Origin of the sequence: Leptospira borgpetersenii serovar Javanica (genome assembly GCF_003046425.1) — a bacterium.
GTDB lineage: Bacteria > Spirochaetota > Leptospiria > Leptospirales > Leptospiraceae > Leptospira > Leptospira borgpetersenii.
Genome location: NZ_QAJG01000005.1, coordinates 190,731 through 215,020, shown reverse-complemented (window position 1 = coordinate 215,020; position 24,290 = coordinate 190,731). Strand labels below are relative to the sequence as shown.

Below are 24,290 nucleotides of genomic sequence, written 5' to 3'. Positions count from 1 at the left end.
ACCCAAAATCAGGGTGGGGCGTAAGTTTCACAGAGGATTTGTAGTAATTCCGACAGATTTATCTTCAGATCCAAGTATTTGTGGGTAAGGTTATGGCTCTTTACTAGTGCTCCTCGCGAAAAATTGATAGTGTAAAACGCTGGTTCGGATTGTAATAAGTCCATCGGAACGGTTTCGCGGTTTTGTGTATGATTTAGAACTTGTCTCAAAACCTGAGAAAAGAAATCGGCTCCCAAAGCTCGTAATAAAGCGAAAATGTAGGAGTTCCCACGGATCATGGCTCTTTGATAATTTACGGGCTTTCGAACAGATTTTATTGTTCGTGCACTCTTGTCGGAGTTCTTACGATTCCAAGGTTTTGGGACAAGTTCTTAATAAAGACTTTGATCTGTGTTACAAAATCGCGAACAGAATGAAATACTCCTCTACATATACACTGCCTGGAAATGATCGAAAAAAGACCTCGACTTGATTGATCCACGAGCCGTAAGTCGGCGTGAAATGAAAGTATCAGTTCTTGTGTCGAGCGTCCGTTCTTTTACTCGTTGCGCTTTGTGGGTTGAAAGATTATCAAGAATAATATGAATCTCATAATCCGCGGTTTACCCGCCCGTCTGTGAAACAAATCGAAATTTTCAGGTAAGTTTCTAACTCAAAGGAACGATTTCCGATTCTTGCAGATATTCTATTTCGGGTGATTGACCATTAGAACTTTTGAATTCGTTTTGTCACGAACGGTCGTAATGGATTTTTCTTTTAAGATTTCGGTTCGGGCCTTTGTAGGGCCAAATACGAGTCGATTCCGATTGAAGCAACTTTTCTATTTCTACTTTTCGATAGATAGATTCAAAAAATGGAATATAATTGAGAAATCGAAAGTGTCGCTCGGATTTGTTTTTTAAAAAAGGAAATCGCTATCAAATCTAAGTAGTAGGGATTTGATATGGAGCTTGTCGGGATCGAACCGACGACCTTCTGAATGCAAATCAGATGCTCTCCCAGCTGAGCTAAAGCCCCTTGTCAATACCGGATGGGCCTGATGTGATTTGAACACATGACCCCACGCTTATCAAGCGTGTGCTCTAACCAGCTGAGCTACAGGCCCGGTAAGAGACATGTTTTTGGCTGAATTTCCAAATGCAACAGTTTTTTGTTAAAAAACGTTTTCGGCTCCGGAATTAAAAACCGTCTCTGCGGTAGACTCGAATCTGATGATCTAAAAAATCCGAGATTACTAAGTGTCGGTTGTCGGGTGAAATATCGAGACCTGTAGGTTGGTTTCCCGCTTCCCAAAATTCTTTTACCGTGTCGGTTGTCGTATCGATAACGTACACTCTTCCGAGAACCAATCCTTTTTTGAGATATCCTTCGGTGGGATTGTTCGGGCCTCTGCAAGAAACGTAGAGATATTTACCGTCAGGAGAAAGGGCAATCGTATTCGGTTTATCGAATACTGGGATCGTCTTCTGAACTTTTTTTTCTTTTAAATCGTAGACTTCGATCTTACTACAACACATGTCCGAGACGTATATTTTATTTTCCGTGTTGCCCGGAACGATATGGCGTTTGTTGCCGGGAGGGCCGATCGTATCAATCAGCTTTTCTTTTTCCATGGAATAGATTCCGAGCCTACCACCTCCGGATTCCTGATTGCTTGCTGAAAATTGAGCGATGTATAATTCTTTACCGTCTTTGGAGAGAAGAAGACCTCGAGGTAAACCGATCTTGTCGGTCTTTCGAATTTCCATTTTCGTTTTTCTATCGATGACGGAAATGTCTTCGCTGATCCAATTCGAACAATAGACTAAATCTCGGATCGGATCATAAAGAAGAATTTTGGACCACTTTCCCGTAAGGTCAATGCTCGTTTTATAAACGAGAGTTTTGAGATCGAAGACGTGAACTGCATTCGCCTGCATCTGACTAACCCAAAGTTCGTTGTGTTTAGGAATCGCGATCGTTTCCACAAAACCCAATTTCTTTTTGTATTTTTCGGGAGGAGAAAGTCGGATTGTTTCACCGGTTTTTATATCCAAAACGTCCATCCCTTCGTCTTTCAAAAGGGGAATTGCAAGTCTCGTGTTATCGATAAAACGGACACTTTTGGGTTGTATTCCGGTTTTGAATCTTGTGATAAAACGATGCGTTATGCCTTCTTTATCGAGTGCGATTAACTTCTCGTTTAGCTCCTCCGCGTTTTTTGCACGGAAGAAGGAACTTTGGAAACCCGGAGAAGAAAGTTTCAACTCGATACCGTCTTTGTAAAGGGGCACTTCCATTTCTACGAGGGCGATGTTTTTATCGGTTTCTAGAATTTTGAAAGGAATTGTCTCTTCTCGCGATTGAATCACGGTTCCTTTGTAAGGATGTACACTGAATTTAACGGTTCTTTTTTCTCCGTCGGAGGGAGAAGAAATTAAGGAGGAATTTCCGCTCCCACAGCAGATGAGAAATAGGAAGATCGGAATCAAAAGTATTCCGTTCGGTTTGAAGAATTTTTTTTCGGAATTCGAGTTCAAAAAGCGCTCCTGAAGTTATAAATTCTTTTTCGTGTATGTTTGATTTCCGAGAATCAAGTTGACCCAGTGAAAAGGACGTATTAGAAAATGATAAATTGCAAATGTGATTCCGAACACAAAAAGTAGGTGCAGGAGAAATTTCTCGGCAAGCCCTAAGGAAGTATGAACCACGAAGTAACCCGTTAAAAGTGAGACTGGGTGATGCACTAGATAGATCGGAAGACTCGCGGTCCTCATATATTCGGTTCCGTTATTTTTAAAATCGAAAAATTTCTGAAAGAGCCCGATCAAAAGGCGGATCATCAGCCAACCGGCGGCGCATTTAGAAAGAATATGAAGGATTCTTCTCCAATCTCCCGTATAACCGAAGTAAGACCAGAACGGATCGATTCTGCTGATCTCGTAAAAACCCCAGAAAGTAAAAAAAGCAAGCGGGGCCCAAATCCAAAAACGATCCGACCTAGGTTCCAAAAGGAGAATTTCGTTCGAAATCAGAAGACTTCCACAAAAAAAGAACGTGTAGTTATAGATGAAGTTTACCGGTTCGATCGCAAACCAGGATTCGTCTTTCATAAAGTAAAAATTGATCATACAAGTTCCGGCAAAGCTGATGAAAGTAAAAACTGTGATCGTTTTCCATTCCTGAGCGAAACCTTGTTGATCCGGTTCCTTTCTTAAAAACGTCGTCAATAAAAGAGTGATCCTTCGGGTAAAAAGATGCAGGATCGTAAATAAGATTAAAAAGTAAAGGAACCAGAGATGGGAGGGGCGAATCCTTCCGTTTAAGAATATTCTAAAGTAGAAATCGAAATAGGAAATTTTCTCTCCCGCTTGTAAAAGGGAGATATAGGATTGCATTGGTGCAAAAAGTAAAATTCCTGCCACAGTCGGAATAAAAATCCTGAAAATTCTCATCCTCAAGAATTCGTTCAGAGTTTTGGCGCGAAAAATCGCTTCCGTGAAATACCCGGAAAGGAAGAAAAAAAGAGGCATTCTAAAAACGTGTACCCATTCTCCGAATACGTCGAAGAACTCCGATTTTTGTTCGTTTCGGAGAGGATATTTTATCTCGGCGGCATAAACGATCGCGACATGAAATACGAGACCGATTAAAAGAGCAAAAGAACGGAGATTGTCTAAATAAAAAAGTCTTTTTCTGGTTTTTGATAGGATCGGTTGAGGGTTCAAGTGTCCACCGTATATTTGAAAAGAGAGTCTCGAATAATCAGGGTCGAAGGATCTTCTTTTATTTGTTCCACCATTTTATCTTTTACTAATAGTCTGATGGAGCTTACTAAGTCTTGGTGTTCCAATCCGACTCTAAGGATTGCCCATTTGATGAAATGATTCAGAGGAATTCGATAATTACTTCCATCCTGTTGTCCGTTTGCTTGCGAGAAATTAATCAAAGCGGAGGTCACTAAATTCTTTTTATCCGCTTTCAAAAGAGTAGCGATCGTCTTATTCGTTTCTCTCAGTCTTGAGGTGAGAATTTTAACGATCTTCATGGAAAATCCGGGATTTGTTCGTATCAGATTGAAAAATGCATCCTTATTGATTGCTATGAGCAAAACGTCCGTCCTTGCAACGGCTCTCGCACTTCGAGGCGTCTTATCGATTAGAGCCATTTCGCCGAACATATCCCCCTCTTTTAATTCTACGAGGAGTTTATAGGCTTCTTTTACTTTTTTATGAATTCCTACTTTTCCTTTGGCGATCAGGTACATCACTTCCGCTTCTTGATTTTCCTCAAAGATAATATCGGATTCCTTGAACTCGACACCCAGCTTATGGGTCATAGATTCTGTTATTTCCATAATTCTTAACGGACCTGAATTATAATTTTCCAAAGATTTTGGTTGTTTTTAGGAATTGAAGATCACTTAAAAAGTCTACACCAGCTTCAAGAGTTTGGAAATCGGAATCAACTAAAATCCGAAGACCAAATTCTAAGGCGATGTATAGAATTCTAAGTTTACAAGGAGTTCTTACTTTTTTGGGGGAACAAAAGGAGCGTAGAAATTTTATACTCAAACCGGCTTCGGAAATTGCTGTTGACTCACATCGTATCTAAAATAATTTTTCGAGGTCTTAAAAAATGGTAAATGGACCGGGTTCTTACAGTTTTTTCATTCCGAGTTTGTTTGGGATTGTTTTTTATATTTCTCCTACTGATTCCGGCGTACTTTCCCTTTTCTCGATGGAAGGGGTCTTTTGCTCTTGGAAGTCAACTGATTGGTTTAGGAAAATTACAAAGTTCTGAGGAAGGGAAGTCGACGATCTACGCGCCTTGTAAAATCGGAAAGGTGGTTCGTAAGGATTCGTTTTGCTTTTGGATGAAAATGCGGCGGGCTCCACTTCGAAGTTTTCAGGAATCGACTGGAAAGCGATCAGAAGATGATTCCTTCCGTAAAGTATAAGGTCGATTCTCTATTTAGAAAGTTTTTACGAGGATCGTATCGGGAATACAAACTGGATCTCTGAGATGATCGAAAAAATACTCGAAGAAAAAAATATCCCGTAAAGCTCAAGCTTTCTGGGGAAGGAAAGAATATGGATTTTACAATACCTAAACAAGTCGAAGAAGTTAAAAAAAGAATTCGAGACTTCGTGGAAAATTACGCGATTCCGGCGGAAGTTCATTATGACTACGATCATGGTAGGATGCCTGAAAAAATTACCGAAGAACTCAGAAAAAGAGTGAAAGAACTAGGGCTTTGGACTCCGCATCTTCCTAAATCCGAAGGTGGCCTCGGACTTGATATGGTTGGAACGGCGATCATATTTTCCGAGCTCGGGCGTTCTCCGATCGCTCCTTATCTTTGTAACTGCGATGCGCCTGACGAAGGGAATATGCATCTCCTTCATATTGCGGCAAATAAAGAGCAAAAAGAAAAATACTATGATCCGCTGATTCAAGGGAAAATTCGTTCCGCTTTTGCGATGACGGAACCTCCGCCGGGAGCAGGGGCTGATCCTCAAACTCTTGCTACCAATGCGATAAAAGACGGAAACGAATACGTAATCAATGGGCGCAAATGGTATTGTACGGGTACAAACGGTGCGAGCTTTTTAATCGTGATGTCTAAGGTGGCTGATTCTTTTCGAAGAACCACGATGTTTCTTGTACCTACGGATGCGCCCGGTTATACGATGGTGAGAGAAATCGGAGTGATGGGTTCTCATGGTCCGGGAGGACATTGCGAATTAAAATTCGAAAACGTTCGGGTTCCCGAGTCCGCAATATTAGGAAGAGTGGGTGAAGGATTCAAATGGTCTCAAGAACGTCTCGGTCCCGCAAGACTCACACATTGTATGAGATGGATCGGACTCGCAAGAAGATCCATGGAGATTGCAAGAGAATACGCACTCAAACGGGAAGTGTTCGGACAAAAACTTGCGGATCATCAGGGAATTCAGTGGATGTTCGCGGAGTCTGCACTTGAAATTGAATCGGGTTATATGCTTACCTTGAAAGCCGCGCATACTTTGAGAGCGGGAGAAGATGCAAGACAGATCATATCGATGGCCAAATGGCAAGTCTCCGAAACTCTTTGTAAAACGGTCGATCGTGCGATTCAGATCTGCGGTTCACACGGATATGGAAGAGACATGAAACTCGAATTGTTCTACAGAGACGCAAGGGCGGCTAGGATTGCGGACGGGCCGACCGAAGTCCATAAGATGGTGATCGGAAGAAATCTGATCAGCGGAAAAAGCGATTTTTAATATTATAATTAGAGAATGTCATGAACGATACGGAATTAAAGAACGTTCTGGAAAGATATCTTTCCGAAAGATTAAAGGGAAAAACCGAGATACATTCCATGGTGTCTCTCAGCGGGGGAGCCTGTCAGGAAAACTTTGCCGCGTTAATTCAAGTATTGGACGGACCGAAAAAGGGTTCTTACGATACGGTATTTAGAACCGATAAGGAGTCTGCGCTTCTTGCGTCTTTGAGTCGAGAGGACGAGTTCGGAGTCTGTGACCTTGCTTATAATGCGGGAGTCAATACGCCGAAACCTTTCTGGTTGGAGACGGACCGCGGAATTACCGGAAGTCCTTTTTACTTTATGCAAAAAATTTCCGGAAAAGCGATCGGAAGATATGTCGTCAAAGATCCTTCGCTTAATAAAGTAAGAAAACAGCTCGCTATCGATCTTGCGAGGAATCTTGCCAGGCTTCATTCTATCAAACCTTCCGATTGTAAAAATGAGGCGTTGAGAAAAACGCTTTGGATGGGACAGGATTCGAGCGATAAGACCGTCGCAAACGGGTCGATTCGCTCTTTGCGATCGGAGTTGGAAAGGATCAAAGACGCCTACCCTGCAATGGAGATGATTCTCAATTGGTTGGAAAAGAAGGCGAAACCTTCGGATGATGTCGTATTAATACATGGGGATTTTAGGACCGGAAACTTTATGGTAACTCCGGAAGGATTGCAGGGAATCGTAGACTGGGAGTTTGCTCATTGGGGAGATCGTCATGAGGATCTCACGTGGCTTTGTATGAGGGATTGGAGATTCGGTAAGTTGAATAAGGAAGCGGGAGGATTTGCGGATCGTAGCGAATTCTACGAGGAGTATGAAAAGGTTTCGGGCGTTAAACTTGATTCGGAAATGGTCACGTATTGGGAAGTGATGGGAAATCTCAGGTGGGCGATCGGATGTATTGGTCAGGCGGAACGGCATCTTTCCGGAAAAGATAAGGGAATAGAGCTCGCGGCGATAGGAAGACGAGCTTGCGAGATGGAATACGAAGCGATGAGGATTATAGAAAATGCAGGATAAACCGACGTCTACGGACTTGCTCGAAGCGATTCAGGATTTTCTAATGAAGGAAGTGCTGCCGCAATTTAAGGATAAGGAGCTTCTTTCCTATAAAACATTAGTAAGTTGGAATATGTTGGGGGTTGTCTCTCGGGAGATCCGTTCGGGAGAAGAGTTGTTGGATAAGGAGTTGGGCCGTCTTGTCGAGCTTCTTAATAAGAATTTAGTAATCCCTCCCACGCTGGACAAAAAGAAAAACCTGGCTCATGTTTGGAACGTGGAACTACGGGATAAGATCCGCAGGGAAAAACTTTCCTCGGAAAATTCCCGATATTGGAATCACGTCAAGGAAACTGTAAAAGAAAAAGTCGAAGTTATAAATCCGAGATTTATAACGGAACGTTAGTTGCTCATGTCTGCCGTTCATCTGGTTCGCCACGGCCAGGCAAATTCCCAGGGTGAAAACTACGATCTCTTGACACAACACGGAAAGAATCAATCTTTTGCGCTTGGAAAATTTATGGCGCAAAACGGAGAATGTCCCGATCGGATCGTAACCGGAACTCTTCGAAGGCATATAGAAACCGCGGAATTTTTTATGCAAGGTGTGATTTCGGTCGTCGGCGACCGTAAAAAATACAAAGGCGGCTCTTTCGTCCATCGAGATGAGGGCTGGAACGAATTTTCGACGGAACTCTGGAGCGTTTATTCCGAATTGCTCTCTTCCAAAAGATCGGAATTTGCAAAGACACTTTCTCAATTCGGTAAGGTTCGAGTTAAAGGAGGGATCAGGTCTGCGGCCTTATTTTTGAAATTGACGGAGGAAATTCTGAGATTTTGGAGAGAGGGAAAAGAAACTCCGGAAGGAATCGAAACTTACGAAAGTTTTGAGAATAGGATATTCCATTCTTCTAATATTTGGTTTTCTTCGAGAAATCAGGAAAGGACTTTCATTTTTACCTCGGGAACTCCGATCTCGTTGGTATTAAATCGTTTTCTGCGCCAGGATGAAGACTGTTTCGTTTGGATGCCCTGGATTTGGAATACTTCTTTGAGTACGTTTCGACGGGTAAGAGGAAAATATTTGCCGGTATCGATCAATGGAGTTCCTCATCTCCCCGACAATTTAAATCGAACTCTACTCTAATCGAATCGTACAATACGTTCGATCGTGTACGAATGAATTCTGACGATCCGCATTGGATCGATTCCTTTCAAGATTTTGGAAAGGTGTTTAAAAAGGAACCTGCTTTGAGAATTTTAAGAACGAGAAAAAGGTCGACGAAATGGGTGGCTAACGTTTAAACTGGTCGTCGTCTGTGCACGCTTGATGACAAATTCAAAAAATCATTCGCGATTTTCGGCTTTCGATTTTGGGTTCTTGGTATTTTGGATCAGTGTGATTTTGGTGATCGCGTCTTTTTTCGGAAATTATTATTACGAAGAAAGGCATCTAGACAGGCTTATAGACAATATTCACTGGACCGTTTCCTATTTATGTGCGGCGGCTCTCGCCTGGCTCGGTTATTTTTCCGCCGAAAGCGGAATTCATCGTTTTAGACTTTGGTTCGCGCTCGGTCTTACGGCAAACGCGCTCGGACAATTTTCTTGGGCGGTTCAAGTTTATCTTGATTATTACATAATTCCTACTCCGAGCGATTATCTTTTTCCCTGGGTGGCTCCCTGTTTTGTCATTGGATACTCCATTATAGTTATTGAATGTGATCGAAGTAGGATCCGAACGGCTGTGTTGGACGGGTTAGGACTCATCACTGCGATTCTCACTTTTTCTCTTGCGTTGTATCTTCCTCAAAGGGAGGGGGTTGGAATTTCTCAGCTTCTCCCTTTGATCAATCATCCAGTTTCTTTTTTAACCGCGGCGGCTCTAGGAGTTTTACTCATTCCTCTTTTAAGATTACAGCCGGATAAGTCCTGGTTTTTTTTCATACTCGGTATGGGAGGAACGGGACTTTGTTGGTTGTTATGGAACGCGTTTTTTATCGTGCAGATTCCTCCGGATGGAACCGTGCTCAATGCGGGTTTTTCCGTTTCCGCTTTAATTTTGGGGTACGGAGCTTTGACTTGGGAACCAAAATTCAACGACTGTCCAGTTTGGGGAAGAAGGTTCGAAGCGGCGCTTCGTTTATTACCGTTGTTTGAAGTAGTTGCGAGTTCGATTACGATCGTACTTGCGGGAACTCTCAGCGGATTGCCCGAAGGAGTTCGAATTATAGCGTGGACTGGAACTACGATCGTGGTTGTGATTGCGAGCGCCAGACAAACCTTTCTCGTGAAGGAAATGGCGAATGCGGAGCAGGAAATCCGTTTGATCAACGAAGGACTTGAGGGGATCGTCGCCAAAAGAACGGAGGAGTTGAGGACCGTAAATCAATATCTCACTTCCAAAAATGAGCAAGTGATTCGGGCGATCGAAAATTTAAAAAGTACACAAAAACAACTGATTCGCTCCGAGAAGATGGCCGTTCTCGGACAGTTGGTCGCCGGAATTGCGCACGAACTCAACACACCATTAGGCGCCATTGTTTCTTCGAACGAAGGGATTCGGTCCATATTGTCCAATTCTTGGGAAGGTCTTCTAAGAAATTATTCGAGATTTACGGAAGAGGAAAAAACGATTTGGGAAAGACTTTTTTCCAAAGGAATTGCGCTGAGGGAATTTTACGATACCAGAGAAGAAAGAGTCAAAAGGAAAAAAATCGCAGTTTTGTTAAACGACTTCGGGTTTTCCGAGGTTATGCGTCTCGCGGATATGCTCACTGATTTGGGAATTAGTCCCGATTATGTTTCGGAGAATTTTAAGAATCTGCCTCAAAAAGAAAAACTGATCATGATCGTACAGAATGCTCTTTCTCTTTCCGGTCTTGCCCGGGCGAGTTTTACGATCGAGAAGGCGGCGGAAAAGGCCTCCCTTGTAATACAAGCCTTAAAGGAATATGCATATAAAGATCCTGCTGAAACGACGATGGGGCCTGTGGATGTACGTAAACAATTGGAAACCGTATTTACGCTTTATTATTCGAAATACAAGACTCAAGTGGAGATCGTTCGTGATATGCCTGAAATTTCCTGCGTTTGGGGAAATTCGGAATCATTGACTCAGGTATGGATTAATTTGATAGGGAATGCACTTTATGCGATGCATTATAAGGGGAAAATGATAATCTCCTGTAAGAGAGTACAGACCGGTTTGGAAATTGCGATCAAGGATAGTGGAAATGGAATCGAAGATACCATACGAGACCGCATCTTCGAACCGTTTTTCACCACAAAACCTTCCGGCGCGGGAACCGGTCTAGGTTTAGATATATGTAGAAGAATCATAGAAGATCACAACGGAAAGATCTTTTTTGAAACTTCGGAACAGGGGACCACTTTTTTCGTGATCCTTCCCGTTGCCGAACCGTCTCCGGAAAAATTAGAAAATTCTACTTTCTTAATATAATCTAAGCTTTCTTTTTTATCTCTTCCGTGTTATTTTTATGATTCGTTTTGTTCGGAATGTTTTTTCCTTTGATGAAAGCCGGGCGTTCTGCGAGTTCTTCGTTCCAACGTTTTAAATTCGGAAATTCATCCAGAGAAATTTCTACCCAATCGTGTATGTTGACCCAAGGCCAGGTTGCGATATCGGCGATCGATAATTCTTTCCCGGCTAAAAATTGACTTTCACCAAGTCTTCTATCCAAAACGGAATACAGACGTTTTGTTTCGTTTTGATATCTGGAAATCGCGAAAGGAATCTTTTCGGGAGCGTATTTTAAGAATACTCCGGCTTGTCCTTGCATTGGACCGACCCCGCCCATCTGAAACATAAGCCATTGTAGTGCGATACTTTTTTCCTTCGGATCTTTCGGTAAAAATTTACCGGTTTTTTCCGCGAGATAGATCAGAATCGCTCCCGATTCGAACACGGCAAAGTTTCCATTGTCCGTGTCGATAATCGCAGGGATTCTACCGTTCGGATTAATTTTCAAAAACCACTCTTGTTTTTGCTCCAGTTTGTCCAGATCAATCGGATGAATCGTATAAGGAATTCCTAATTCTTCTAACATGATGGAAACTTTTCTTCCGTTGGGTGTGGAAGCAGAATATAACTCGATCAAAGGTTTTCTCCTAAAATTTTTTAAATTACTTATTTCGGAGATTAGACGTTTGTCCTTTTTGAAATGTAAATAAAAAAGTTAAAGTTCCGAAGTCGATTTTATCCGTTTTTATTCGAAGAATTTGGCACGATTCGTTTTCTTTTTTCCGTAAGATAAAATAGGGAGGGAATGTAAACTAAGGTGACGAGTAATTCCAGAGTGAGACCTCCTACGATCACTGTGGCGAGAGGTTTTTGGATGTCGGAACCGATTCCGCTTGCGATCGCCGCAGGTATTAGCCCCAACAAGGCCAAAAGGACCGTCATGATTCTCGGCCTGAGCTGGATGACGGCGGCTTCGATCACGGATGATTTCAAATCCTTGTTTTGGTTTTTCTCAAGCATATGCAATAATCTTGATATAAAAAGAACTCCGGTCATAGTGGAGATTCCGAAAAGGGAAATGAGTCCTACACCGGCGGACACCGAAAAATTTGTTCCCCTGAAAAGTAAGGCGAGTAATCCGCCGCTGATGGAGATCGGAATGCCCGACATAGCGAGCAGGACCATTTGGGGTGTTTTAAACATTACATAGAGTATTAGAAAAATTGCAAATAATGTCAGTGGAATTACGAATCGTAGACGGGAAACTGCTCTGTGCAGATTTTCGAATTGTCCTCCCCAATGGATTTCGATTCCTTCCGGAATTTTGATTTTTTCGGCCACTAATTCCTTGGCTTCGGCCGCAAAACTTCCCTGGTCTCTTCCTCTTATGTTGGTTCTGACGGAGATTTGTCTTTTGCCGTCTTGTCTTTGAATGATCGTAGGACCGTCTTTGAAGTTTATATTTGCTAATTCCGAAAGTGGAATTCTCGCTCCTCCCGGTCCGGTCACGAGCAGCGTACGAACCGAGTCAATCGAAGAACGGAAATCGTTCGTGTATCTCACTACGATTTCGAATCGTTTGAAATCATCGTAGAGCATTCCGACTTTTTTTCCTCCGATCGCCGCTTCCATAGTATCCAAAATCTCGGAAGTGTTTATTCCGTATCTCGCCGCTTGTTTACGGTTGATTTCTATCGTAAGTTGTGTCTGATCTCCTTCCTGTTCGATTCCGGATTCCGTCGCTCCCGGAATTTCTGAGATCGTCGTAAGGATTTGTTCGCCTAGATTGCGAAGTATGTTTAAGTCTTCTCCGTTAATCAGAATTGCTAGATCCGAAACACTTCCCGTCACGGATTCCGTAACGTTATCCAAAATCGGCTGAGAAAAAAGAAAGCCGATTCCGGGAAGATTTTCCTGAAGTTCCTTTTTTATTTTAGAAAGAAGTTGACGTTTGGAAATTTTTTCTTTCCAGACGGAATAGTCTTTGAGTCCTACTAGAATTTCCAAACGGTTAGGCCCGTAAGGATCGCTTCCTTCGTCGTTTCTACCGAGCTGTGTTAGAACGGAAGAAACTTGTTCGTGTTTTAGGATTGTACTCCTGATGATTGGAACGTATTTTTCGGACGTTTTTAGGGAAATTCCTACTGGAAAAAAACAACGGATATTGATCGAGCCTTCGTCAAGTTCCGGAAGGAATTCGATTCCCAATCTAAAATAGGAAAAACTTCCGATTCCTAATACGAGGATCCATGTAAATGCGACGACCTTTTTTGGATCGACTAACCTTTTGGCGAGAAATAGAGAATAAAAATTTTGGATCTTAATGAAGATAGGATTTTGCCATTCCAAGGAATCGTTTCCGTTTTTTTCCAATTTGGATCTATACAGGAAAGTCATCAGAACGGGAATAAAGGTCAAAGCGATGAGCATACTTCCTGAAATCGCATATGAAAGGGTGAAAGCCATCGGAGAAAATAGTTTACCTTCGATTCTTTGAAAGGTGAAGATCGGCATATATGCAAGAATGATAATGGATATGGAAAAGAAAATTTCGATGCCGACTTCCTTTGTGCCCTCTATCGTGAGAGTTTCGATTTCTTTGAATGAAAGACCAGATATTTTTTTCCCTTTCGCCTCCTTGTATTTTCTGGAAATGTTATCTACGACCACGACTGCTCCGTCTACGATGATCCCGAAGTCGATAGCGCCTAAGGAAAGAAGATTTGCGGGGATGTTCGTGACTTTCATGAGGGAAAATGCGAATAAAAGAGAAAGGGGAATCGTACAAGCTACGACTAATGCCGATCTGACACTTCCTATAAAAAAGATCAAAACGAGAACTACGACGCTGATTCCCTCGAAAAGGGTTCTTGAGATCGTATTTACAGTAAAATTTACGAGATCACTTCTGTCGTACGTTGTTGTTAAACGAACTCCTTTGGGAAGGTAGTTACGGTTGATTTCTTCCAATTTTTCCTTAACGCGTTCCACTACTTCCGAAGGGTTCTCGCCTCTACGCATAGCGATCAGACCTTGAACTCCCGATTCTCTGAGTTTGATGTTGGAAGAGTGAGGATCTTTCAAAGCGTAACTAAAAATTCCGTCCGGTTGTTTGGGATATTCTTCGACGGAGGCAAGATTGCCGATATAAATGGGGGTTCCACCGGAAGACGCGATCACCGTATTTCGGATGTCGTCCGTATTTTGAATAGCACCTAATCCACGTACGGCGAAACTTTGGTCCCCTCTAGTAAGCGTATGTCCCCCCGTATTTCTATTATTGGAAGAAATCGTTTCAATGACGTCGCGTATGGAAAGATTGTAACGATAGATTCGATTGGGAGAAGTTATGATGTGATACTGTTTTACCAAACCTCCAAAGTTGATTACGTCTGCAACCCCGTTCACCTGACGTAAGGCGGGGATGACGATCCAATCTTGAATCGTTCGTAAATCCATTCCGCTCCATTCTTCTCCGGCTTCAATCGTATAACGGAATATTTCCCCGACCGGCCCGGTGAGAGGTGCTAAAGAAAGATTCGCGTGTTGAGGAAGATCCGCATTTCTGATTTTTTCCAACACGAGTTCTCTTGCGGTAAAGTCGGAGACTCCGTCTTCGAAGATAAGTTGTAGGACGCTGAGACCGAAGATCGTTTTGGATCTTCGAGTTAATACGTAGGGAACCGTGTTAAGTTCCCTTTCCAAGGGAAGGGTAACTTGTTTTTCCACTTCCAATGCAGCTTTACCCGGAAGAAGAGCGATGACGGTGACCTGCGTGTCTCCGACGTCTGGATAAGCCTCCTTCTTCAAGGTGTTCCAAGACCAAAGGCCGATCCCAAAGACAAATAACGCTAATAGGATTGTCGGGATTCTTCTTTTAAGGGAAAATTCTATGAGTCTTTCGACCATTCCTTAAAATCCAAAACTGATTCCCTTAAGAAGAAAAGCACCGTCAATTACAATCTCGTCTCCTTCGGATAAACCTTCTTTTATGATCGTTCTTTCCTCTCCGGAGGAACCCAACACGACTTGCTTTCTACGGAAAGAATGTTCATTCTCTTTTAGAAAAACGTAATTCTTTTCGTCGACCGTAACGATTGCACGATTCGGAATTGCAAGAATTGAAGAACGAGGATCGCCGAAGTCCACTCTTGCAAACATGCCGGGGAGGATTTTTTCTTTTGTGTTTTTAAGAGTGACCCGAACTTTTACGGTTCTTAAAACTGGATCGATTACTTCTCCGATGGCTTCTGCCTTTCCAAGAAAAATTTTTCCGGGAAAGGAAGGAAATTGAATTTTTACTTCTTCTCCGTTTTCTACTTCGCTGAGTTGAGATTCCGGAACGTCGCAGATGATCCAATATGAAGTACCGGAAACTGAATCGAGTTCTTTTGGATTAAAACCGATCGTTCTCAATTTGGATTCCGCTTCCGCTCCTTCCGCCTTGGCGACCGCAAAGTTGGACTCCGCTTCGGTGACGTCTCTTCTAGTCGCGGCTTGATTGACGTACATATCTCTCACTCTTGTCAGATCCTTGAACGCTTTGGAGGCGACTACGCGAGTCCGTTTGTATTCTGAATAGAGATGGGTCGTTTCTCCCGAATCGAAAAGGATTAGTTTTTCGCCGGAATTTACCGAAGTATTGATGCTTGCGATTACACGAGCCGAGGCCATTACGGAGAAGTCGGCGTTCCCCTTTCTGATTTTTTGATATACTAAACGTGCAAGCCCGGGATAATCTTTTGGAAATTCGATTTTTGCTCCTGCCTCAGTGACCTGAGGACTGGTTGCTTTTTCCAATTTCCGGTGTTCTTGCGTTTTCTTGGATAAGTTCCGATTATGTAGGAAGATCGCAAGAGTAAGAATGAGAAATCCCACGAACAAGATCGATTTCAGTCTTGTTTGATAGAATAGAATCAGTGAAGAGAAGATATTTTTCAAAATCATCTGCCAATCTCCAAAACGGTACTTCCTAACGTGTAATTGACGGATTCGAGACTTCCGATTCGATCCGATTGAAGACGAAGCATTTTCAGAAAACTGTCGCTGTAAGCTTCGAAAAAATCGGAGAATTCCAAAATTGTTAAATACTTTTTACGATAATTCTCCACCATTAAACTTGCCAGATTTTGATAATCTTTAGTAAAGGAATTCTTATATTCCAAGAGTAACCTTTCTTTCTCTTTGGCTTTCCCGACGGCGGAAAGAACTTCGGCTTTGATCTTGATTTTTTTTTCCTCGTACTTCGCTTTTTTTGAGGCGAGAATCAATTCCGATTCCCGAATGTTTCCTTGATTACGATCGAATGTGGGAATCGATATGGAAACCGTAAAACCGTAGTAATTATTGATGTAGTTTCCCGCGCGATCCCAACTTCCTCCGAGTGTTAAATCCGGAATTGCTAAAGACCTTTGGAGAGCGAGGTTCGTTTGTTCGGCCTTGATTCCAAATTCCAAGGCTTTAAGATCGGGCCTTTTTTCAAAAGCGATGGAAAGGAGTTCCTGGTCGCTTTTGGCAAGGATCGAATTTCGTTTTTCGTCTAGATCGGTAGTTTCGATTTCGAGGATCGCTTCCGAATAATTCGGTTCGTTGAGTAATAATTTTAGAATATTCTCTTTTTCTATAATGTCGCTTACTATTTCAGAGCGGTCCGTTTCGAGTCGAAACAGGATGGATTTGAGTCTTAGGACTTCGGAGAGCAAGATGTCCCGATTTTTATAGACCGCTTCCGAACTTTTAATCGTCTTTCGAATGGAATTGATGTTTTCATCGAAAAATTCAAGGGATTTTTTCAGAAAGGATAACTTATAAAATGTGACTCTCAATTCCAGTTTGAGCGCTCTTAAAAGGTCGTAAAAATCCTGTTCTTTTGTATTGGTATTCCATTGGGCGATACGAATTCGTTTATCACGTTTTCCCGCTAATACGAAAATCTGTTCGATTTGAATCGTGGTCTGACCGTTTCTTGTAGTATCCAAATAGCGGTTGGTATTTTGGTTATAGATGTTTTGGTCGATGGAAAGGATAGGGTTATCCCAGAGGTGGGTTTGAATGATTTCCGCTTTGGAAGCTTCTATCTCCAGGCGTTTTGCGAGAAGAGATAGGTTGTTTCTTAAAAAGGTCTCTTCCGCTTTTTTGAGATCGATTTTAATTCTCTTGGGAGAATCGAACTTCTCTTTGGAGAGATATTCCTCGAAAAAGGCCAGGGAATCTCCGTCGTTTTTCGATAGAATTTCGAATGAAAAAAAGAATATTATGATAAACTGAATTATATGGATAAAAAAGAAACATTTGGTCGATCCGTACATATTCGACTCCGAAATTACTTTTAGAGGAGGGTGATTACCCTAGGTTCGAAAGGCTGTTTTTAGGAGATTGGAGGAGGAAGGTTGATTAGGAAATATGAAAGTTTTTTATTAAATCCGATCTGGAGGACCGAAAACGTATTCGATTCGGTGGTTTTGGATTTGATCGAATCCTCAGGCCAAAATCGAGAAAGATCTTTGTATTTTCCTTCGAAAGAGCGGGAAGGCGGGAATTTTTCCTTTTTGATTGGGAACGCTCCGAGTTTTGCGCAAACGTTTTTTGGTTCTGCATTTTCGGAAGGCAAAGGCACGGACGAAAAAAGATAAGAACCTGTCCAGCCCCAGTTTTTTCCGTAAGAAAAAACTGGGGCTGGACAGAACCTTGCAGCTTGATCTTTCTGACAAAGTAGAAAACTCAGTGCGTTCGCTCCTAAGGGTCGCTCGGGAAACTCAACGTCTCGCTTCTATGGTTGCTCGACGGGTTTTGGGACGCGTTGTAAAGTAAAAAAGCCGGAAACAATGGAAAAGTGTGATTTCGAATGAGTCCGGTCGATTTCATGGGGAACAATTTCAACAAAACAAATTATTTTGAAAAGAATTTTAAAGTCTGTTCCAAAACTTTGAAATTCATTAGCTCAATCATAAATAAGTTGATAATAGAAAACGCGCTAGTTTCCACAGATTATGTTTCTTTTATGGATTGGGTTACTTAAGTGCTTTATTGAAAGGATATTTTTTTTCCAGAAAGTTTCAATCTCAAGAATCTTATCCGAGAAAAATAATAATACGGACACTCGATGGAACCGAATTTGTCGTGTTTGCGATTTTCTCTTGGGGATTCCCGAAATTAGAGGATATGTTTCGGATCGATTTTTTGTAGATTCTTCCGATTCCAATCGATCATTATAAAATTTGAATATATTTTGAAACTCATAAACGGATTTCTTGAGCAAATGCTGGTGTTTGTCTGGATTGTGGTATCCATAGAACCGATTCGATCCTGATCCGTAAAACTACGGATTCGTTTCCGTTTATGGGGCGATTGGATAAAAATTCAAGTTTATCGGATTTCTTTCGTGGTCGACAATGATCGGGATTCTTCGATAATGAGTTGATATCCATCTAGAATAAAAGAGTTTGAGTTATGGCTTGGATTTATCTTATTATCGCTTCTACATTCGAGATCGGATTTACGACTTGCCTCAAGTTATCCGATAATTTTACTAAACCGACATGGATCGGAGGTTTTGTGGTTTCTGCGGTTTTTAGTTTGGCGTTTCTGAACAAGGCGGTTCAGACGATTCCGATGGGAACCGCTTACGCAATTTGGACCGGTTTGGGGGCGGCAGGAACCATACTTGTCGGTATAGTAATTCACGGAGAACCTATCGATTTTTGGAGAGGATTTTTTTTGTCTACTCTAATTCTTTCTGTTTTAGGTCTTAAATTTTTAGTTTCGGAATAAAGGAATTTAAAAGCCGATTTTATTTAAAGTCTATTCCAAAATCTTAAAATAACGTGAGTTAACAGATACAAAGGCGATTGAAGCGTAGTGGAATTAGAGCCAAACTCTCTTAAACTCAATGCCTCACTTCTATGGTCGCTCGACGGGTTTTGGGACGAGCTATAAATTTTTTGGAATTCGAAAAGCGGATTCGGCGAAAAATGATCCCGGGAAATCAAAGATCGAATTTGTATGCGATAGGAAAACAGAGTTCTCACGAGTGAAAAAACGAAAAGTTCAAAGGTCGTCTTTTGGAAAAAAAATCAACTCAAAATAAGGATCGGATTTTATCTTTGGATCTATTCCGAGGAATGACCGTGGTCGGAATGATACTCGTAAATAATCCCGGTTCATGGTCTTACGTTTATTCTCCTTTGAAACATGCCGAGTGGAACGGTTGTACCCCGACGGATTTGGTGTTTCCCTTTTTTTTATTCGCGGTGGGAGCATCGATTCCAATTTCATTATATTCTAAAAATGGAATTAATCGAATTCGAGTCTGGATCGGAATTTGTATAAGAGGCATTAGTCTAATATTACTCGGGCTGTTTTTGAATTTTTTCGGAGAATGGACTTTTTCGGAGCTTAGAATTCCCGGCGTCCTGCAAAGAATCGGATTTGTGTATTGGGTCGTCGCAACTTTGTTTCTCATATTTCCGGGAAAGAAAGTGCTTGTGTTTTTAATTCCGATTTTGCTCGTTCATACTTGGATCTTAACACACATCGCTCCTCCTGGAGAATCGATGGTGTCTTTAGAGCAGGGAAAGGACATCGGAGCCTGGATCGATCGAACGATTTTCGGAGAAAAACATCTTTGGAAATTTTCCAAAACCTGGGACCCGGAAGGATTTTTAAGTGGAATCGCGTCGATTGCCACTTCTTTGTTCGGAGTAATTTGTGGGTTTATCCTTTTTCGGAGAGAAGGTAGAGGAAAAAATAGGGTTCTAAGTATCTTCGGGTTGGGGTTTTTATTCACTTTCGTCGGTTTATTATGGGATCGAAGTTTACCGATGAATAAAAGCCTTTGGACCGGAAGTTACGCGGTATATACGACAGGGCTCTCTTTTTTGTGTATAGGATTTTTTGAATATTTAGATTCTTTAATTCTTTTGAAAAAGTGGAACGGTTTGGATTTGAAAATCTTTTTTCAACCGTTTTTTGTATTCGGTAAAAATGCGATTTTAGTCTTTGTAGGTTCCGGAATTCTTGCGAGAACTCTCAATTTTTGGACGATCGTGTTGGAGAATGGAAAATCGGTCGGTGTCAAAGTTTGGTTTTTTTCTAAACTTGTTTTATTTGCAGATCCGTATCTTGCATCGTTATTATACGCGGTTCTTCATTTGTCTGTTTGGTGGGGAATTTTAAGTTTCTTAGATAAAAGGAAAATCTATATCAAAGTTTAAAACGACTCCAGAAATCTTTGAAGAAATGATCTTTCTGATAAAGCAGAATTTGGTTTTGGACGCGCCCTACGTTTGTTCTGTTCCTTTATTTTTTCGGGTTCAACCCCACGCATGTGGGGAATAGTATGGCATCACTATAAAGGCCGTACAGGATAGGCGGTTCAACCCCACGCATGTGGGGAATAGGCTAAAAGTTTGTATAGGAATCTTCAGAATTATGTCTGATCCTAAGATTCATCAGGAACATCTGCTTCTAAAAGAAGGCGGTTTGCCTTTTCGTTGAAAAAGCCTTTGAGATCTGAAAAAGGAGAAACTTCGTCTTCGGTGGTTATAGAAAAATCGGAATCATTCATGACTTCTATCTGATCACGTTTCGGATCGGGTTTGGACATGAGAAGTAAACCGTCGAAATCCATAATCTCGCGGGAAGGATCGCCGTGAGAACGGATGCCGTAACCCTGTTCCGAGTTGCTCGAAAACAACATGATCGCGTCGGATTTCCATTCTTCGGAAATTTTTTTCCAGATTCGATCTCGAACTCTCGCATTAATGGAAGCTACAAAAACGCCCGGCTTCAATTCAATGGCTAACCGCGACATCTCTCCCCTCTGAGAAGTCTTCACTCTCTCCAAAATCAAAACCACCATAGATCAACTCCTTGATATCGGGAATAATTCGTTTAAGTAATTTACTATGTTTGAATTTATCTCTGCAGGCGAAACGGACCCTTCTTTCTACGTTAGTCGCGTCTTCAGCAGTAATTTCGAAAGCCAAAGGGATCGTAATTTCAGCTTTATAAAGATCCGCAATATCGTAGACGAAGGACAACTGTTTGCCCGTATGAACAAAACCGATAGCCGGAGAAAAACCGGATTGAAGAATCGCCGCATGAACCACTCCGTAAAGACAAGCGTTTGCGGAAGAAAGAGCACGGTTGATCGGATCGCTCCAGTCCCAGCTGTTTTGGTCGTAAGATCTGCTCTTCCAAGGAACTCCGGAATTTTCGGACCATTCCCTGTAAATTTTTCGAACCCTCGCCCCTTCCAAACCGCGAATTTGTTCGATGGTAGCGTCCGCTGGAATTTCGTCCGAAAAACGGAACTGATACATTTTACGGATCACCGACACTCTTTCCTTCGGATTACCGTAAGCTTCCACCTGACGAAGTAAGTTTCTGGCGGAATAAGTACCTGTATAACCGGCGGAATAAAAACGAACTCCGCCTTCGCCCGTCCAAGCGAGAAGACACCTGCTATCCGAAATCCTTTTGATCGCTTCGTGAGTGATCGAGGTTCCCGGACCCAATAAAAGAAGGCCGATCGTTTCGATCGGAATAGGAACGACTTTATCCAGATAATGAAAACCGATGGATTTCTGAAATTGGTCGATCCTACCCTTTTCAAAGTATAAATGCGACCAATTGTCTTCAAATTTCGGAAGTTCTTGTAGGTTTCTGTTTGGCATAACGAATTGATTGTCGGATCTTGTAATATAAAAAATGAATATAATAAAAATTATTTATTTAAAATATATTTGTTTATTATAAATTAAGAATATAATGTGCGATGGCTATTTGTCGTATCTTTTTTCTGGTCGGTTTTTTAGAGAATTGAAAGAGATTAGTTTGAATCATACGGTAAGGTTCGTATATTTTGCATTGAATCAGGCTCTGTAATAAACATTCAGGGCACTCGATTTTATACGGACAAACAAGCCTGTTCGAAACGGAAGATTTTTGCAAAGATATAGAAGTCCTCACAAAATTGCGTCGAATCCAGAATTATTGGCTTTTTTGAAGAAAATCTAACGTTCTAACTTTTGAAACAAACTTACTATGGTATTCTTTTCCTATGTCCGAGGGTAAGGGATCGTTTAGAGGATAGGATTCGATTTTTGATCATTCGTTCAAATGCTTGATTTTTAAGACCGTAGTCGGTACAATCGAAGAAAAAAGAGGATGAACGATTATGACAACCGAAGCCACTCCAAAAACATATGCAACTTTCAAGGAATTTTGGCCTTTTTATTTAGGAGAGCATTCTCATCCGGTTAACCGCGCTCTTCATTTTATCGGTACTTCCTTTGCGATTGGTTGGATTTTGGCTGCTATCGCCAATTTCAATCCCTTTTATATTCTTACCGGATTGTTTTTCGGTTATTTCTTTGCTTGGATAGGCCATTTCTTTGTTGAGAAAAACCGTCCTGCGACTTTTACCTATCCGCTGAAATCTTTTATGGGAGATTGGGTAATGTATTTTTATATTCTTACCGGACAAATCGGTAAGGAACTGGAAAAGATCGGCAAAAAATAAGTTCCCTCTTAAAATATATGTTCCACATTTTGTGGAAAGATTCTGATTTTATGTGAGTTTCTGAACTTTAGATTGAGGTTCTGTGGAAAAAAAGTTTTCGTTTTTATTAATATTATTACCGGTCCTTTTTTTCACGATCAATTCCTGTAGCCGTGTTTGGAATATTGGGATTTTAAATCAAAAAGATAATAAAGTAACTCTAGTTCTTAAACTGCGGATTCCCGTTTTACAACATCATTTTCAATCTTGGATTACGGGAACGGAATTCCATTCTGGAAATCTACAACTTCCTTTTCTTGATTTGCGGAATTGGTTTCGGGTCAAATCGGGATCGATTACATATTGGTCGAATTGTTGGTCGAATCAATCGAAGTTCGAAGAAAAAATACAATTGCGGAACATTCGATATAATGAGGATCGCGGAGAAGTTTCTTTAGAATTAAGTCCTAAATATGCTTATTTCATAGATTGGAGTAATAACAACAATGATCCCCGAAGTCTTATTTATAGTTATTCTGAGATTCGAGTTGAGTCTTCAGTAGGAAAAATCGCATATAGCGGAGAGGAAATCTTAAATGCCTTTCAATATGATGAAGATTGCGAATGTTTTCTTATGACCTTGAAGTAAAATTTGTATATATTTCCTATTGAAAAAACCGACGAATTTTTATACCGACTTGATGAGACGAAGGTTGAAACCGGTGGCGATTCGAGTAGAAGAACATAAATCCATTGTATGTAAAATACGAGGAGATTCGTTTGTAGCGATTCGTCATAGGCTTCGTGAAATCGGCAGACTTTTAAAAAAATCCACTTTCGCTTCCGAACTCACGTTATTGAACACTCCTATTCGAGTGTATGAAAGTGATACCGAAAATAAACGGACGATTTTTGCAAAGATATAAAAGTCCTCAACTTACCTTACGTTCTCGCTAACAATAACATGCCGCAACCGAAAGCTTTTCCGGTACCGATTCCTTTGGTATAAGCGATCTTAAAAAGAGCGGGATCCATGATTTTAAGAATACCGGAAAAAGAGACGGTATGAATTTTAGGAATGGATGGGGACAAAGAACCTTTGATCTTATTCGCGGAAAAATCGGATTGAAATTCTACGACTGCGTTTAGGAGAGAGAAACCGTTATCGTTGCCCTTTTTACTCAACCAATTCAATAACTCTTTCTCGTGATAAATCCCGACTCTTTTCGACTTTAACTTTTGAATTTGGTCCTTAGTAAGAGTTTTTTTCAGATCTTCCAGTTTGGATTTTCCTTCCAAAAAGGAAACACGATCCGAAGGATCAAATTTGTCGGGGAAACCTTCGAGTTCTTCCTGAAACAAACTACGATAATCCTTAAGTTTTTTCGTGGGATTTGCGGTAAGGGAAAAGCGCAGAACTGCGCCGGCTTGAATAAAAGTCGGAGAAATTTGTTTGATTTGATTCCCGACCGGGATTTCCGTTAAAACCTTAAATTCTTGAAAGGCTCGTTCCCAGTTCGGCAGTTTTTCGGAAAATACAAGTATCCTTGGAGAAATTTTACCCGGATCGGAGTTATAATCCAATTGGAAAAGGAACGGAGAATTTTGAGGTTTGTCTTTCGACGAATATTCGGAAAAAGCCATCCACAACCTTTGATGGATATTATAAGGATTTTGAATCCAGTTAAAAACGATTTTATTATTAGTATTATGAGTATCTAATTTAAGTTGTGATAAAAACATATCGGTTCTCCTTTTGGTATCTGGCGTTCGTTTAAATATATCCCGAAATCAACTTTCTCGACAAACGTATATTAGCTTTCCGGAAAGGAGATCTTGAGATGATCTGAATGTTCAAAACTTGAATTAAGCGAGATCGGACCTAAAAAAAGAGGGCCCGATCTGCGCTTGAATTCAACTTCGTTTTCTATGGATCGCAACATAATAATCGCTTTCGCATTTGATTGACCGAAACATGGAGATAAAATTCGTATTTAAGGACAATCATACTCGGA

Annotated in this window: 21 protein-coding genes and 2 tRNA genes; 11 read left to right on the top strand and 12 right to left on the bottom strand. The window is 41.2% G+C overall.

Annotated elements, in window-relative coordinates:
- Nucleotides 1–944: 944 nt before the first annotated feature.
- The 5 genes from CLV95_RS06025 to CLV95_RS06005 all read right to left on the bottom strand — a co-directional run bounded on the left by CLV95_RS06025 (nt 945) and on the right by CLV95_RS06005 (nt 4,318).
- Nucleotides 945–1,017, bottom strand: a tRNA-Ala gene (locus CLV95_RS06025).
- Between the two features lie 14 nt (nt 1,018–1,031).
- Nucleotides 1,032–1,105 (bottom strand) — tRNA-Ile (locus CLV95_RS06020).
- A gap of 73 nt (nt 1,106–1,178) precedes the next feature.
- A complete protein-coding gene (locus CLV95_RS06015) occupies nt 1,179–2,519 on the bottom strand; it encodes a YncE family protein (protein ID WP_002734299.1) in 1,341 nt (446 codons plus the stop codon).
- Nucleotides 2,520–2,534: 15 nt separating this feature from the next.
- Nucleotides 2,535–3,707, bottom strand: a complete 1,173-nt coding sequence (locus CLV95_RS06010; RefSeq protein WP_002724007.1) for an acyltransferase family protein — start codon at nt 3,705–3,707, stop codon at nt 2,535–2,537.
- The gene (locus tag CLV95_RS06005; RefSeq protein ID WP_002724079.1) at nt 3,704–4,318 is read right to left on the bottom strand and encodes a Crp/Fnr family transcriptional regulator; all 615 of its coding nucleotides are present in this window, start codon (nt 4,316–4,318) and stop codon (nt 3,704–3,706) included. The genes CLV95_RS06010 and CLV95_RS06005 overlap by 4 nt, the downstream gene beginning before the upstream one ends.
- 754 nt (nt 4,319–5,072) lie before the next feature.
- On the opposite strand from CLV95_RS06005, the gene CLV95_RS05990 reads away from it, so the two are divergent.
- From CLV95_RS05990 to CLV95_RS05970, 5 genes are all read left to right on the top strand, one after another.
- Nucleotides 5,073–6,248 (top strand): acyl-CoA dehydrogenase family protein, encoded by a 1,176-nt coding sequence (locus tag CLV95_RS05990; RefSeq protein ID WP_016561301.1) that lies wholly within the window; start codon nt 5,073–5,075, stop codon nt 6,246–6,248.
- 20 nt (nt 6,249–6,268) lie between these two features.
- Nucleotides 6,269–7,309, top strand: a complete 1,041-nt coding sequence (locus CLV95_RS05985; protein ID WP_002723962.1) for a phosphotransferase family protein — start codon at nt 6,269–6,271, stop codon at nt 7,307–7,309.
- Nucleotides 7,299–7,694 carry a DUF6285 domain-containing protein gene (locus CLV95_RS05980; RefSeq protein WP_002723941.1) on the top strand — a complete coding sequence of 132 codons (396 nt, stop codon included), beginning with the start codon at nt 7,299–7,301 and terminating at the stop codon, nt 7,692–7,694. The genes CLV95_RS05985 and CLV95_RS05980 overlap by 11 nt, the downstream gene beginning before the upstream one ends.
- Nucleotides 7,695–7,700: 6 nt before the next feature.
- On the top strand, nt 7,701–8,435 hold the full coding sequence (locus CLV95_RS05975; RefSeq protein ID WP_002724070.1) for a histidine phosphatase family protein: 735 nt from the start codon (nt 7,701–7,703) through the stop codon (nt 8,433–8,435).
- Nucleotides 8,436–8,618: 183 nt separating this feature from the next.
- Nucleotides 8,619–10,751: an ATP-binding protein gene (locus CLV95_RS05970; protein WP_017853526.1), complete on the top strand. Its 2,133-nt coding sequence runs from the start codon at nt 8,619–8,621 to the stop codon at nt 10,749–10,751.
- Between the two features lies 1 nt (nt 10,752).
- Here the strand turns inward: CLV95_RS05970 and CLV95_RS05965 are convergent, their stop codons facing one another.
- From CLV95_RS05965 to CLV95_RS05950, 4 genes are all read right to left on the bottom strand, one after another.
- On the bottom strand, nt 10,753–11,409 hold the full coding sequence (locus CLV95_RS05965) for a glutathione S-transferase family protein (RefSeq protein WP_002724114.1): 657 nt from the start codon (nt 11,407–11,409) through the stop codon (nt 10,753–10,755).
- A gap of 98 nt (nt 11,410–11,507) precedes the next feature.
- Nucleotides 11,508–14,681 (bottom strand): efflux RND transporter permease subunit, encoded by a 3,174-nt coding sequence (locus tag CLV95_RS05960; protein ID WP_002723955.1) that lies wholly within the window; start codon nt 14,679–14,681, stop codon nt 11,508–11,510.
- Nucleotides 14,682–14,684: 3 nt separating this feature from the next.
- On the bottom strand, nt 14,685–15,719 hold the full coding sequence (locus tag CLV95_RS05955) for an efflux RND transporter periplasmic adaptor subunit (protein WP_002734052.1): 1,035 nt from the start codon (nt 15,717–15,719) through the stop codon (nt 14,685–14,687).
- Nucleotides 15,716–17,080, bottom strand: coding sequence for a TolC family protein (locus tag CLV95_RS05950; RefSeq protein WP_002724094.1), 1,365 nt, complete (start codon nt 17,078–17,080; stop codon nt 15,716–15,718). The genes CLV95_RS05955 and CLV95_RS05950 overlap by 4 nt, the downstream gene beginning before the upstream one ends.
- An 81-nt stretch (nt 17,081–17,161) precedes the next feature.
- Between CLV95_RS05950 and CLV95_RS05945 the strand changes: the two genes are divergently transcribed.
- The 3 genes from CLV95_RS05945 to CLV95_RS05920 all read left to right on the top strand — a co-directional run bounded on the left by CLV95_RS05945 (nt 17,162) and on the right by CLV95_RS05920 (nt 19,984).
- The gene (locus tag CLV95_RS05945) at nt 17,162–17,404 is read left to right on the top strand and encodes a hypothetical protein (protein ID WP_002734026.1); all 243 of its coding nucleotides are present in this window, start codon (nt 17,162–17,164) and stop codon (nt 17,402–17,404) included.
- Nucleotides 17,405–18,221: 817 nt separating this feature from the next.
- Nucleotides 18,222–18,542: a DMT family transporter gene (locus CLV95_RS05930; protein WP_002734000.1), complete on the top strand. Its 321-nt coding sequence runs from the start codon at nt 18,222–18,224 to the stop codon at nt 18,540–18,542.
- Between the two features lie 290 nt (nt 18,543–18,832).
- A complete protein-coding gene (locus CLV95_RS05920; RefSeq protein ID WP_002724068.1) occupies nt 18,833–19,984 on the top strand; it encodes an acyltransferase family protein in 1,152 nt (383 codons plus the stop codon).
- Between the two features lie 227 nt (nt 19,985–20,211).
- Here CLV95_RS05920 and cas2e read toward each other — a convergent pair whose 3' ends face one another.
- Nucleotides 20,212–20,583, bottom strand: coding sequence for a type I-E CRISPR-associated endoribonuclease Cas2e (cas2e, locus tag CLV95_RS05915; RefSeq protein ID WP_016749004.1), 372 nt, complete (start codon nt 20,581–20,583; stop codon nt 20,212–20,214).
- Nucleotides 20,564–21,448, bottom strand: a complete 885-nt coding sequence (cas1e, locus tag CLV95_RS05910; protein ID WP_002734269.1) for a type I-E CRISPR-associated endonuclease Cas1e — start codon at nt 21,446–21,448, stop codon at nt 20,564–20,566. The genes cas2e and cas1e overlap by 20 nt, the downstream gene beginning before the upstream one ends.
- 503 nt (nt 21,449–21,951) lie before the next feature.
- On the opposite strand from cas1e, the gene CLV95_RS05900 reads away from it, so the two are divergent.
- The 3 genes from CLV95_RS05900 to CLV95_RS05890 all read left to right on the top strand — a co-directional run bounded on the left by CLV95_RS05900 (nt 21,952) and on the right by CLV95_RS05890 (nt 23,201).
- Complete coding sequence (locus tag CLV95_RS05900) at nt 21,952–22,296, top strand: Mpo1-like protein (RefSeq protein WP_002724063.1); 345 nt, start codon at nt 21,952–21,954, stop codon at nt 22,294–22,296.
- An 82-nt stretch (nt 22,297–22,378) separates the two neighbouring features.
- On the top strand, nt 22,379–22,924 hold the full coding sequence (locus CLV95_RS05895) for a hypothetical protein (RefSeq protein ID WP_002734173.1): 546 nt from the start codon (nt 22,379–22,381) through the stop codon (nt 22,922–22,924).
- Between the two features lie 52 nt (nt 22,925–22,976).
- Entirely contained in the window at nt 22,977–23,201 is a 225-nt protein-coding gene (locus tag CLV95_RS05890) for a hypothetical protein (protein ID WP_228003531.1), read from the top strand.
- Nucleotides 23,202–23,217: 16 nt separating this feature from the next.
- Here CLV95_RS05890 and cas6e read toward each other — a convergent pair whose 3' ends face one another.
- A complete protein-coding gene (gene cas6e, locus CLV95_RS05885) occupies nt 23,218–24,018 on the bottom strand; it encodes a type I-E CRISPR-associated protein Cas6/Cse3/CasE (RefSeq protein WP_002722881.1) in 801 nt (266 codons plus the stop codon).
- Nucleotides 24,019–24,290: the final 272 nt, after the last annotated feature.